Source organism: Pseudomonadota bacterium (assembly GCA_013285445.1).
In the GTDB taxonomy this organism is placed as follows: domain Bacteria; phylum Pseudomonadota; class Gammaproteobacteria; order Xanthomonadales; family Wenzhouxiangellaceae; genus Wenzhouxiangella.
Genome location: CP053448.1, coordinates 2,747,300 through 2,759,936, shown reverse-complemented (window position 1 = coordinate 2,759,936; position 12,637 = coordinate 2,747,300). Strand labels below are relative to the sequence as shown.

At 65.9% G+C, this 12,637-nt stretch carries 11 protein-coding genes; 4 read left to right on the top strand and 7 right to left on the bottom strand.

Annotated features, from left to right (window positions below):
* Nucleotides 1–50: 50 nt before the first annotated feature.
* From HND55_12435 to HND55_12425, 3 genes are all read left to right on the top strand, one after another.
* Complete coding sequence (locus tag HND55_12435; protein ID QKK03394.1) at nucleotides 51–956, top strand: MBL fold metallo-hydrolase; 906 nt, start codon at nucleotides 51–53, stop codon at nucleotides 954–956.
* Nucleotides 957–1,064: 108 nt separating this feature from the next.
* The gene (locus HND55_12430; GenBank protein ID QKK03393.1) at nucleotides 1,065–2,078 is read left to right on the top strand and encodes a hypothetical protein; all 1,014 of its coding nucleotides are present in this window, start codon (nucleotides 1,065–1,067) and stop codon (nucleotides 2,076–2,078) included.
* 120 nt (nucleotides 2,079–2,198) lie between these two features.
* Entirely contained in the window at nucleotides 2,199–3,614 is a 1,416-nt protein-coding gene (locus HND55_12425; protein QKK03392.1) for a serine hydrolase, read from the top strand.
* A 130-nt stretch (nucleotides 3,615–3,744) separates the two neighbouring features.
* Here the strand turns inward: HND55_12425 and HND55_12420 are convergent, their stop codons facing one another.
* Nucleotides 3,745–4,425 (bottom strand): hypothetical protein, encoded by a 681-nt coding sequence (locus HND55_12420; protein QKK03391.1) that lies wholly within the window; start codon nucleotides 4,423–4,425, stop codon nucleotides 3,745–3,747.
* Between the two features lie 194 nt (nucleotides 4,426–4,619).
* Between HND55_12420 and HND55_12415 the strand changes: the two genes are divergently transcribed.
* Nucleotides 4,620–5,768 (top strand): pyridoxal phosphate-dependent aminotransferase, encoded by a 1,149-nt coding sequence (locus tag HND55_12415; protein ID QKK03390.1) that lies wholly within the window; start codon nucleotides 4,620–4,622, stop codon nucleotides 5,766–5,768.
* A gap of 294 nt (nucleotides 5,769–6,062) precedes the next feature.
* Here the strand turns inward: HND55_12415 and HND55_12410 are convergent, their stop codons facing one another.
* The 6 genes from HND55_12410 to HND55_12385 form a co-directional block, all read right to left on the bottom strand.
* Nucleotides 6,063–9,257, bottom strand: a complete 3,195-nt coding sequence (locus tag HND55_12410) for a CHAT domain-containing protein (GenBank protein QKK03389.1) — start codon at nucleotides 9,255–9,257, stop codon at nucleotides 6,063–6,065.
* A gap of 83 nt (nucleotides 9,258–9,340) precedes the next feature.
* Nucleotides 9,341–9,925, bottom strand: coding sequence for a hypothetical protein (locus HND55_12405; GenBank protein ID QKK03388.1), 585 nt, complete (start codon nucleotides 9,923–9,925; stop codon nucleotides 9,341–9,343).
* A gap of 3 nt (nucleotides 9,926–9,928) precedes the next feature.
* Nucleotides 9,929–10,564, bottom strand: a complete 636-nt coding sequence (locus HND55_12400) for a hypothetical protein (protein QKK03387.1) — start codon at nucleotides 10,562–10,564, stop codon at nucleotides 9,929–9,931.
* Between the two features lie 54 nt (nucleotides 10,565–10,618).
* A complete protein-coding gene (locus tag HND55_12395; protein ID QKK03386.1) occupies nucleotides 10,619–11,212 on the bottom strand; it encodes a sigma-70 family RNA polymerase sigma factor in 594 nt (197 codons plus the stop codon).
* A gap of 141 nt (nucleotides 11,213–11,353) precedes the next feature.
* Nucleotides 11,354–12,310 carry a threonylcarbamoyl-AMP synthase gene (locus HND55_12390; GenBank protein ID QKK03385.1) on the bottom strand — a complete coding sequence of 319 codons (957 nt, stop codon included), beginning with the start codon at nucleotides 12,308–12,310 and terminating at the stop codon, nucleotides 11,354–11,356.
* A complete protein-coding gene (locus tag HND55_12385) occupies nucleotides 12,307–12,624 on the bottom strand; it encodes a transcriptional regulator (protein QKK03384.1) in 318 nt (105 codons plus the stop codon). The genes HND55_12390 and HND55_12385 overlap by 4 nt, the downstream gene beginning before the upstream one ends.
* Between the last annotated feature and the right edge of the window lie 13 nt (nucleotides 12,625–12,637).

Genomic DNA, 12,637 nt, shown 5'->3' with positions numbered 1-12,637 from the left:
CACATTGTTGGTATGATCATGGCCGGTCTTGAACCTGAAGAGTGATCGGCATGATTCGACGAGTTGTCTGGCCGGCCCTGGCTGCCGCATTACTGTTTGCCGCCCCCGGGGCGGCCGCGCAATCGATGGATGAGGTCGAGATCGGCGTCGAATCGATCAACGATGGCGTCCACATGCTCACCGGCCGTGGCGGCAACATCGGCCTGGTGGTCACCGAAGACGGCGCCTTCCTGATCGATGACCAGTACGCGCCGCTGACCGACAGGATCCTGGCCGCGGTGGGCTCGGTGACCGACCAGCCGGTGAAGTTCGTGTTCAACACCCACTGGCACGGCGATCACACGGGCGGCAACGAGAACCTGGCAGAGAAGGGCAGCCTGGTGGTCGCGCACGACAACGTGCGCGAGCGCATGTCCACCGCACAGGTCATGGAATTCTTCGGCCGCACAACGCCGGCTTCGCCCGATGCCGCACTGCCGGTGGTCACCTTCAACGACGAAGTGACCTTCCACCTCGGCGGCCACACCATCAACGCCTTCCACGTGCCCCATGCGCACACCGACGGCGATTCGGTGGTGCATCTGCCCGAGGCCAACGTCATCCACGCCGGCGACACCGTCTTCTACGGCCTCTATCCCTTCGTCGACGTCGACTCCGGCGGCAGTCTTCCGGGAATGATTTCGGCGGTCGAGCGCATTATCGAAATGGCCGACGAGAACACCACGATCATTCCCGGGCACGGCCCGATCATCGATCGCGAGCAACTGCTCGGCTACCACCAGATGCTGGTCACGGTCCGGCGAAGGCTGGATGCGGCCATCGATGCAGGCAGGAGCCTCGAGGACATCCAGGCGGCCGGTATCACTGCGGAGTTCGACGAGCAGTGGGGCGGCGGCTTCATTCCGCCCGACCGCTGGGTCGAGCTACTCTATCGCGGTGCGACGGAAAATCCCTGATCGCCCGGTAGAATGCCACCAGGGATTGAAACCCGGCACTTGGCAAAGTGCTATGGTCGCGGCGATGCCATTGCGTGATTTTGCGCATGTTGCCCGGAGGGCCGCAGAATGGACTATTCGAAGCACACCGTGTTACTGCCATTCCTGGTGCTGATATTCAGCCTGGTCGGATGCGGCGAGGACGCCCCGCAGGAAGGTGGGGACCGCGCACAGGCACAGCAGGAGTCAGCGCCGGCAGAGGCTTCTGAAACGCAGCCGGATACGGTCGAGGGGAAGGCCGAAGTCGTGCCGCAGGCGAGCGGGGAGCGATTGATCGACGTCATCGCAAGCGACTTCTCCATCGAGGCACCCGAAACGCTGGATACTGGCTGGTACACCATGCGCCTGGACAACCAGGGCCGGCAGACCCACTTCGTCATCATGTACCGGCTGGTCGAAGGCAAGACCATCGGGGACCAGCGCCGCGAGGTGGTGCCGGCATTCGATGAGCTGATGGCGGGCCTTCGTTCCGGGGAGATCGAAAAACAGGACATCCCCGCCTTCCTGGGCGAGAACATTCCCGAGTGGGGGCTCCAGATGACTTACGTGGGCGGCGTGGGTCTGGTGGCGCCGGGCAGGACGGCACAGTCCAGTTTCATGATTCCGGAGCCGGGCACCTACCTGCTGGAGTGCTATGTCAAGTCGCCGGACGGAAGCTGGCATACGTCCATGGGCATGCTGACCCAGGTCGAAGTGGTCGAGCCCGGCGGCGAAGGCACCGAACCCGAAGCCGACACCACGATCGCGCTCTCGAATGACGGAATCGAGGCGCCGGATACGCTGTCTCCCGGTAAAAGGACCATCCGGGTCGATATCGACGCTCGTTCCGACCCGTTCACGCCCTATGACGTCCACCTGGCGAAGCTGGACGACGGGTCCAGCCTGGACGATATCGTGTTCTGGATGGACTGGCGCAATGTCGGAGGCCTGCGTGCACCCGCTCCGGTGGAATTTCTCGGCGGCGTCGAGCGCATGGAAGCCGGACGCCATGGCTACATGAGCGTTGACCTCGCGCCCGGCCGCTACCTATGGATATCGGAAATCAACGCGTCGGACATGCACAGGGTCTTTACGGTCGAGTAAGGGGAACGGTCGTCCGTCGCGGAAGCCGCCGCGACCTGCTCGATTTTCGAAGGGGCGTGCCGTACAGCGTGGATGCCGCCGCGGCTGTCGCGCGGTAGCGGTTTCGCGTAGCATTAAGGCATGACGCTGTCCTATACCGCAAGGGCCGACAGCGACATCCGCACGGTCGCCCAAACCCGGCCGGGCGACTGGAAGCCGTTATCCGTCAAAGCGTATCGTACCGATGGTGCTGTCGTTGTCGACGGGACGATCACGCTGTATGTCGTGGAGAAAGCCAAGAAAAAAATGATGACCAGGATCCTTCTGACCGTGGCGATTGTGGGGTTGCTCGGTGCATTCGGCGCCGCGGCGGCGCTCATGCTGGCGACCGACTGGCTGACGCCGTGGTGGGGCTGGAAGCCGCTGCCGGACCGAACCGCCCCGACGCACCAGACCTTCGAGCCCGAGTACCGGGGGTTCGCCGCGCTAGCGACGCAGGCGCTGGTCGAGGAGCGCGCGCGCATCGGCGCGCCGTCGCTGTCGGCGGCCGTGGTGCTGGAGGACTCGCTTGTCTGGGCCGGGACTGCCGGTTGGGCCCGAGTTGACCCGCCGGAACCGGCGACGACGAAAACCGTCTATCGGATCGGCTCGACATCCAAGGCCGTGACCGCGACCGCAATGGCCCGTCTGGTAGCAAGCCGACAGCTGGACCTCGATGCGCCTATCGAGCGCTACGTGGAGACCGTACCGAACCCGCAGTGGGCGAGCCTGACCCCGCGCCAGCTTGCCTCGCATACGGCCGGGCTGCCGGGCTACGCCGAGAACCGCGACTTCCCCGGCGTTTGGCAGACGATCCGACTGGCGCGTTCGTTTGGCGGCGTCGAAGAGGCGTTATCGGTTTTCGACGGCACACAGTTGCTGTTCGAACCAGGTGCCGGATTTCATTACTCGTCGTTCGATACCACGGTCAACGCGTGGGTCATGGCTTCGATTACCGGCCACCGTTATCCGATGCTGTTGCGCGAGCTGGTGCTGCACCCGCTCGGGCTTATCGATACCGGCGTCGAGCGCGCGGGCGACCTGCCCGATACAATCGCGAGTTTTTACCGAGTCGCCGGCGGCCGGGTTCGCCCATGGCGCGACGTCGACCTGAGCCTGAAGTGGCCGGGCGGCGGACTGCTGTCGACGTCCACCGATCTGGCACGGCTGGGAAGCGCATGGCTCGATGAGTCGTTTCTGCCAGCGAGTTTGCGCGAGGATTTCTGGACACCGGTCCGGCTGGTCTCGGGAGAGGTCAACGAGCAGTCCTATGCCATGGGCTGGCGGGTAAACCGGTCACGGCGAATCGAGCTCGACGGTGGGCCGGTACGCGAGGTCCACCATGGTGGCGTATCCAAGGGCGCGATGAGCTGGCTGGTGGTCTACCCCGATTTGGAACTGGTTGTAGCAATCAACATCAACGCGCGCGCCGAGTCGTTTGGCGATTTTGCTGCAGCGGAAACCCGGCTGACTCGACTGGTGATCGCGCACATGCTGCAGCCGGAACCGGCACCCTGAATCGCTTGTGTGACGGCATTGCCTGTGACAAGGTGAATCCATGGGCGGGAACCCGCAAGACTGGAGCCGAGCAGCGCGACCAAAGCCGCGGTCGCGACCCTGCGGGCTTGTTCAGAGGTTCTTTGAGCGATCACTCGCCCCGGGTACCGAACCAGATGAAGTGCCGCGCCCCCTTGCCCTTGCGATAAGGGCGCACCACGCGCTCGTCGACGCGGAAACCGGCCTGTTTCATGCGCTTGACGAACAGCCGGTCGGGCCCGGCCGACCACACCGACAGCACGCCGCCGGGCCGCAGCGAACGCGCGATGGCCGATAGTCCGGCGGCCGAGTAGATCCAGTCGTTCTCGCGCCGGATCAGCGCCTCGGGCCCGTTGTCGACATCCATCATGATCGCGTCGAAGCCCGACTCGGGCTTGCGGATCAGGTCGCTGACGTCGCCGACGTAAACCGTGGCTCGCGGATCGGACAGGGGGTGCCCGGCGGGCTCTCCCATGAAGTCGCGATTCCAGTCGACGACTTCCGGTACCAGTTCGGCGACCACCACTTCAGCATCGGCCCCGGTCGCCTCCAGCGCCGAGGCCAGCGTAAAGCCCATGCCCAGGCCGCCGATCAGCAGGCGCGCATTCTGCGTGCCCTTGATTCGCTCGCAGGTCAGCTCGGCCAGCGCCTTTTCAGAGCCGTTGACGCGGCTGTTCATCAACTCGCCCCGACCGGGAATGGTGATCGAGAACTTCACGTCGTGCCGGTAGAGCAGCATCTGCTTGTTCGTGTCCGGGATGGTGGCGGTGCCGAGGAGGACGGAAGGTTTCATGCTGCCGTGCGGATGCGCTGAGTGTTTGCTGATTAGTGACCGCATTCGTAAGTATAGTCGACCCGGAGCAAGCACGCCCATCCAGCCTCTCGGCATCGTCGATGGGGCCTGTGCCGCACGGGTTGACAGTCGTTGGAAAGTCATGGCCTGCAGCGTGTAACCTGTAGGCCGGCTTCAGAACTCGACGATTGACCATGCCGCGATTCCCGAACATCACCGAGTCCGCGCAGGGCGTGAAAGGCTCGGTTTATTCCGGACTGAAGAACAAGCCCGCCTCAGGCAGGCCCCCGGTGCCGCTGCATATCGGCGATACCTGGATGGAGCCGGCCGAGGGTTGCCGGATGCAGGATCTCACCGTCAATGACCATCCGGGCATGCACCGCTACTCGCCGGTGCCGGGCTACCCCGAGCTGCGGGATCGCATCGCCGAGGTCCACGGCGAGCGCAGCGGCATCCGGACCGAATACGGCCAGGTGCTGGTCACAGGCGGCGCCACGGCTGGCCTGGCCGCGATGGTCGGCGCACTGGTCTCGCCCGGTGAGGAGGTGCTGCTGGTCGCTCCTTACTGGCCGCTGATTGCCGGCAGCGTCAGAGCCTTCGGCGCCAGGCCGGTGGACGTGCCGATGATGACCGAAGTGAAAACTGCCGAAGAAGCCGTAGAGCGCCTTGAGCAGGCGCGAACCGAGAAGACCGTGGCGGTCTACTGGAACACGCCGCACAACCCCACCGGTCGCCTGCTGCCGCGCGACTGGCTGGATGCCATGTGTGCCTGGGCGCGAAAGCATGATCTATGGGTTTTCTCCGACGACGTCTACGAGGACTACGTCTACGAGGATGCGCACGTCTACACCCGCTCGATCTCGCCGGCCAACACCATCTCGGTGCATAGCTTCTCGAAGGCCTTCGGCATGGCCGGCAACCGCTGCGGCTATCTGACCGGCCCCGATGAAGCCATTGATGCCATCAAACGCATCATGACCAATATCAACTACTCGGCCTGCTCGGCCTCGCAGCTGGCGGCGCTCAACGCCCTGAACGGCGCTGCCGACGACTGGGTTGCCGGCGCACGCGCCAGGTACGCCAGGCTTGGATTCGACGCCGCGGCCGCCCTTGGGCTGCCGGCACCGGAAGGCAGCACCTTCCTGTTCGCCGACGTATCCAAAGCCCTTGACGAGCGTGGCCTCGGCGGTTTCCTCGGCGACCTGGCCGAGGCCGGTGTCCTGGTCGCGCCTGGCCCGAGTTTTGGCCCATACCCGAACCATGTCCGAGTCTGTTTCACCGCTGCTGCACCCGCCGAGATCGAGCGTGGAATCGCCATTCTGGCCGAACACGTCCAGCGCTGATCAGCCGCTCTGTCCGGCGGGGGATGTCGGGCCGGACGGCTGGGAAAAAGGAAGCCGGCGGTTCGCGCGGCTTCGTGGTTGGAGCCCGTAACGGGCGTGTTGCCAACGCCAGTCGGCTTTCGCTGCGTCTCTTGAGGCCTGTCAGACCGATGGCGGGTGCCGGCGGCACCGGGCGTGCGCCGATCAGGACACTGGCGGCGGGTGTCTGCGGTCGGCAACTGGGCATCGGTCCGTGGAATCATCGGGTCCTGACCCTGTTCTGTCACCAGTCGCCAGAATCTCTCAGCTGATGTTTTAACCGGATGCCAGGGTCGTGCCGGACAGTACAAAACCGGCCCAGTAATAGGGGTGTGCGGTACGTCTGTCGCGACGCATTTCGAGCTGGGCGGCCGCCAGGGCAGCAGCCGGGCTGTGATTCCCGGCCAGGAGATGTTCGTAAAAGGATTGCATGAACAGAGCGGTGCGCTGATCGTCGATTTTCCACAGGGTGCTGATCACTTCGCCTGCGCCGGCCACCAGGAAGGGGCGCGCCAGGCTCAGTGCGCCCTCACCGCCGCTGATCGGTCCCAACCCTGTTTCACAGCCGCTGAGCACGACCAGGCGAGCGTCCAGCTCCAGCTCGGCGATTTCCTGCGGCCTGAGCAGCGCCGGACCCATGCTGCCTTCATCAGCCAGGAGCAGCGCTGACAGCGAGGGGTAGCGCAGGTCGACCAGGCCGTGTGTGGCGATATGCACCGTCGGGTAGCCGCGAAGCCCGCCCTGGCTGAGAAACTGCCGGGACGCCTGAATGCCGGTGAGAACCCGGACCGAGGTGTCTGCCGTTTGAAGACGACCCAGCGTTTCGGCCTCGCGCGCGGTCCCCGGCAGCCGGCTGAGCAGGTTGTCGCGTACCAGGCGACCCAGCAGGCTGTCGGCGGGCAAGCCGCCGTATCCGGGGCTGCCGCGCTGCCAGCCCGGATCCGCCAGAACGAGCAGCCGCTGCTGTGCCGGCGATGAGTCGTCTGGTGGGCGCAGGGCGGGGGATTCAGCGGCCAGCAGCGTGCGGACCGAAGCCTGGTCGATCAGGATGCCGTCGCCAAGCGGTAGTACCGCGAACGGCAGGGCATGCAGCACGCCGTGCGGGCGAATCAGCACCTGGTCGGCTTGTTCGAGGGCCGTGGCCACCGGTTCGAGCAGGCGGTTGCCGAGACTGCCGGCCAGCCGGTCGATGGCGCCCAAGGCCTGGCGCGGGTGGCTGACACGCCCAAGGAGCTCTCTTGCTTGCTGCTCGATCCCGGACGGGTCGGCCAGCTCGAGCAGCTGCCGGTCACTGGCGCTCACGGCCCACAGCAGCAGGCGATCAGGCAGCAGATAGTAGTCGAGCAACAGCTGACCGTCCTGCAGCTGCCGCTGAAGGGCCGTGATCGGCGGCATTGGCTGGACCGGCTCGGTCTCGAGCAGCTGGCGCAGGCGCGTTTCGACCCGGTCGATTCGAAGCTGGAGCGCGGTGGCGGTCTCGTCAGCACGGGTGCCGGTCTGGTTGCCGGACAACCGTTGACGGTGCAGGCGGGACACCAGGTCGGCGTGCTTGTCGAGCAGTTCGCTGCGCTGTGCCTCCGAGCGACTGCGCTGGCGTGCGCGAATCAGGTTGAGCAGCGCCCCGGCCTTGCTGCGCGACACGGCAAGCCAGGCCTCGTCGGCCCGTCCGGCGGCGACCAGCAGGTTGACGTGGCGAGCATCGATGCGCGCCAGCGTGGCACCCAGACCCACTTGCCGAGCGTCGGCCAGCGGCTGGTGCCGCAGCGTCTGGGCGCGCTCGAATGCCGCGTTGCTGAATCGCAATCGGACCTGCATATTGTCGGCGTGGACCTGGTCGAGCGCCTCGAGCGACAGCAGCTCGTAGAACACGTCTTCGGTGTCGCGGAAGACCTTGAGTGCCTGCATCAGCAGCGGTTCGGCTGCTTCCGGCTCACCGCTGTGTACGAGCGCCAGCGCCAGGCGGTAGCGCACTCTGGCGATTGCGCCGATATCGTCTTGTCCGGTGATTTCGGCGTGGACCGCCTGCTGGGCCCGCAGCGCCGGGCCGATCTGTCCGGCCATGAGCCGGGCGTGCGCACGCTGGCTTCGCGCAAGCAGGAATTTCAGTCCGTCCGGGTCGTTTTCGACCAGGGCCAGCGCATCGTCGAGCGTGTCCACCGCTGCCGGGTAGTCGCCGGCCAGATGGAGCAGCTCGGCCAGGTGCTGATGGCTGCGCCAGCGTGCTTCGAGATCCTCCGGTGCCAGGTCGATCGCCTGTCGGGCCAACTGGTGCGCGGTGTCGCGATCGTTCAGATGCGAATAGAGGTGGCTCAAGCGGATGCGCACCTCCGACATCCAGCGGCGCGCCCCGACCGCATCGAATTGCTCCTTCGCTTCGAACAACAGCAGCAGCGCCTTGTCCAGCCGACCCTGCCGCAGCATCAGGTGGCCCAGGTTCTGGCGGGCCTGGGCAGCGCCGAGCGCACGGTCGGTATGCCCCTCGAGGGCAAGGTAGTTGTTCCAGTAGCGCTCGGCCAGATCGACTGCGCCCTGGCGCCGGCGCACGATGGCCAGGTTGTTGAGCGTATTCAGCGCCCAGGTCAGCTCGGCCGCATCGTCGTCACCGGCCATTGCGGCGGGATTCGGGTCGGCCGCCCGCAGGTCGACCGGCCCCTGCAGGATGCTGAGCGCAGAATCGAGGTGCTCGGCGGCCCTGTTCAGTCGATTCTGGCGCAGATGCAGCAGGCCCAGATTGTTGTTCACCGCCGCTACGGAATGGCGATCGTCGAGCTCGAGATACATTGGCAGCGCGCGGTCGAACCACCCGGCAGCCTCCTCGAGCTCGCCGCGCCGCAGGGCGGCCAGCCCGAGCGAATTGCTGGCCGCGGCACGTCCGGCGAGGTCCCCTGTGTCGGCAAAGCCCGCAAGTGCGTGCCGGTAGTGATCGCTTGCCTCGGCCAGCCGGTCGGTGGCCCGGGCGTAGGACGCATATTCGAAGTGCGCTACGGCCTTCCAGCTGCTCAGCCCGGCGTCCCCGAGCGCCTCGATGGCCTGTCGGAAATGATCGGGCAGTGCCGCCTCGTCGCCGCCATGCTCTCCCAGGTAGTCGGCCAGGCGCGCGTTGATCGCGGCGGTCAGCGCATCGACGGCGTCGGCGGGCATCGGGTCGGGACAGACCTCGAGCGCGACATCCTGCGGTTCGACGGGCCGGTCCCCGAGCGCGCGGAAGCGAATGCTCAGGCCATCCGAGGCCGGAGGCCTGAGCAGGTAGCGGCCGTCGCGGCCGAGCCAGCTGCCGGCCCGCCAGACGATCCGGCCATCATTGTCGACGTACTCGGCAATCGCGTCGAGCCCCAGATTGCGGGCGCTGAGGCAGATGATACCGGGACCGAACCACTGTTCGGTATCGATCGTGAAGCCCGATGCGCCGGCAGGGGCAAGAGCGGCTGCGGCCGCCAGGGCGATCGAGCAGTGACGACCAGCTCGCGGCATCCGCTCAGCCCGCGCGGGGCGCTGGCGGCCCACAGGGGACGGATCGGGCGGTTCCGAACGCCATCACGGCAAGCTGCCGCGGCTCAGCCTTCGCCGTCGCTGCCGGTGCCGTGACCGTCGCCCGGCGGTGACATGATGCGCCCATCGTCCGCATCCGGATTAATGGTCTGGATGGACCAGTAGACCAGCCGGTCGAGCGTGCACTGCGCCTTGATTTCCGCCTCTTCCAGCTTGTTTGGCGCGGCAGATTCGGAAAACCAGCTGGCGCAGGTGCTGGCGGGGTCGCCGGATTGGCCGGCGTGGCGCAGCAGCACCAGGTGCAGGTTCTTCATGCCATCGAAATCCTCGAAGCTGGCGGTCAGTTGCGGAAACTGACACTGGCCGGATCGCTGACACAGGCTGATTTCGCGCAGGGGAAACTGCAGAAAGACCGGCGGGTTTTGCTTGTGGATACTCAGCACGAGATCGCCGTGCTGGTTCAGGTCAACGCTGAAGCGGTCCGGCGGCACCAGATCCTGCGTGCTCTGGCAGCGGGCACCGGTGATGTTGCTGCGGCAGATTTCGACCACCCAGGTGCTGCCGAGCAGGGTTGAGTCGGCCCGGGCGGTGGCGAACAGGCCCAGGCAGGCGGCGCAGGCCAATAGCTTGATCGAGTGATTGAGCGGCATGGGTCATTCCTCCTTGGCGCTATAGGTTTTGAGCAGTTGTCCGTCGCCGGAGCGAACGTGGATGGCCTCGATGCTTTCAACCTCTGGCAGCAGGATGGTGATATAGCCGCGTTCATCGGGTTGTTGCCGATCCCAGGTCATCGAACGTGTCGCGGTGATCAGTTCGAGCTGAAAGTCATGGCCGGTGTAGAGCGAAACATCCAGTTCAATCAGGGCCGGCCCGCTGTGCCGGCTCAACGCAGCGCCGAGATCGGTCTCGGCGGCCAGCACCGAGCGCTGCTCGAACAGCGTCACGACCGGGATATCGATCTGCGGTGCGCGCAGTTGGTCGAGCTGGTGCTTGAGCGATAGCGCATAGGCGCCCAGACCCAGTGCCGCCGAAGCCAGGGTGGCTGCCAGTGGCCAGTGAACGCGGTTCGACCCGCTGCGGGCACCGGACGTCGAGCGCTGCCGGGGCGATCGACTCAGGTCAAACCGATGGGACAGGCCTTGCTGCAGTAATTGCTCGATCTGGATCCGCTCGAATAGCTCATCGTCGTCGAGCAGCGCGATCTCGATCTCGCGAACCGTTTCCGGGTCGGCCTGGCCGCGCAGGTAGTCGCGCACCTGGCGATCGGATATGCGGTGCCGCCGGGTCATGGCGTACTCCGTCCGGGTGTCTTGACTGTTACTGTCATGATCGCCCTCGTTCTCTCATCGAATGGTCAACTGCTGGCCCAGGCGCTCGGTGAGCAGCTGGCGGAAACGCTGCCGGGCACGGAAGAGCACGCGATCGAACTGGGCGGGCTTCAGCGACAGCGCGGCGCAGATCGAGGTTTTGGGTTCCTCGCCGAGATAAAAGCGGCGCAGGATGTCGCGGTCGCGTTCTTGTCCCAGTTCTTCGAGCAGGCGCCGGACCAGTGCGGCGAGCTCGTCGCGCTCGATGCGATCGGTCAGCGGACAATCGGCCGTTGCCGCCCGCTCGATTGCGTCGACGTCGGGGTGGGTGTTGCGGCGGAAATAGGTGCGTGCTTCACCGCGCGCCAGGTTGATGGCGGTTTGATGGAGAAAGGCGGCAAGCCTTGTCGGGTCGTCCAGGCCGCTGTTGCGCAGCCGTTCGATGACCACCAGCAGCGCTTCCTGGCGGAGATCGGCAGCCAGAGAGGGCTCGCGCACATGGCGTCGCAGAATGAACTCGAGCCGGGGGCCGTAGCGGCGCGCCAGCGCTTCTTCGGCGCTCCGGTCTCCCTGCCGGATTCGGAGAGCCAGTTCGATCGGCTCCGGCTCGGCCTGCTGTGAATCGCTCACCCGCCGTTCGTTCCTGCTTCAGATGCCCGCATGGTCCCTCAAACGCAAACGGTATGCATGTTTGAATCCTATCACGCGACTCGATGACTGCAGCAGCCGATCTGCCCGTCATGACCGGATCCCGGCAGAAACAGGCTGAATTCAGGCAGCGGCTCGCTGGAGGCGATCATGAACTGCCGCCCAGCCGGGACCGTCGGGCGGACGCTGGACCAGAATGCGTTCGGCACCGACCGCATCGAGCGCGCGCAGTGACGCATACAGCCCCCGCGCATAGGCTGCCGGATCGGACGGCAGCGACCGCCAGGCACGGAACTCACCGGGATCGGTCGTGCTGTCAAGCGCCAGGACAGCGGCGCCCGAATCGGCCCGGGACAGCACAACAGCGTCGACCAGTTCGATGCGGGTCTCCGGCGCATAGTGCGAGGCCAGTCGGCCTGATGCCCGCGGGCCTTCCAGCGGGTCGGCGACCCGGGGCGACATGCCCAGAACCCGGCTGATCTGTTCGATGCCGATCATGCCGGGCCGGAGGATGCGCGGGCGCGCGGTGCTGCAGTCGACGATGGTCGATTCGACCCCAACCGGACATGGCCCGCCGTCAACGACCGCGGCAACCGCATCGCCGTCCGAGAACTCCGCGACGACATGATCGGCGCTGGTCGGGCTGATGCGGCCGAAGCGGTTGGCTGAAGGTGCGACCACGGCGCGACCGAAGCGTCCGAGCAGGCGCAGCGCGATCGGGTGGCCGGGGACGCGCACGCCGACCGTGTCCTGGCCGCCGGTGATCATGTCGGCAACGCCCCGCGTTCGCGGCAGGATCAGGGTCAGCGGGCCAGGCCAGAATGCCTGCGCGAGTTGTCGGGCCGTGGCGGGTATCTCGGCTACCCAGGTATTCAGGCTGTCGATGTCGGGCAGGTGGACGATCAGCGGATGATCGGCCGGGCGCCCCTTGGCGGCAAAGAGGCGCTGTATCGCCCCGGCATTGGCGGCATCGGCGGCCAGGCCGTAGACCGTTTCGGTGGGAATGGCGACCAGTTCGCCCCCTCGCAGCAGGGCGGCTGCGCGATCCAGATCATCGTCACCCGTACCGAGCCGGATCACGAGGAGAACTTCTGCGGTCGCAGCACTTCGACGTCGGTCAGCGTCAGAATCATGGCGTAGTTGTCGTAGTAGCGCTCGCGCAGATGCGCTGCGATCCGGCGTGCTGTGGTCTCGTCGCAGATGATCTCTACCCGAATATTGCTGTCGGCCTCCCAGCCGGCCTTGCGCACGCCTCGCTGACCCCTGCCGCGGGCGTTGGCAATGGTGTAACCGGGTGCGCCGAGCTGCTCCAGGTCGCGGGTCAGGTGAGTCTCCAGCGCGGCTTCGGTGATCACGGTCAGCAGTTTGCGACGGAATTCGGGGTCGGTCGTCATGGCCGGGAGCCTC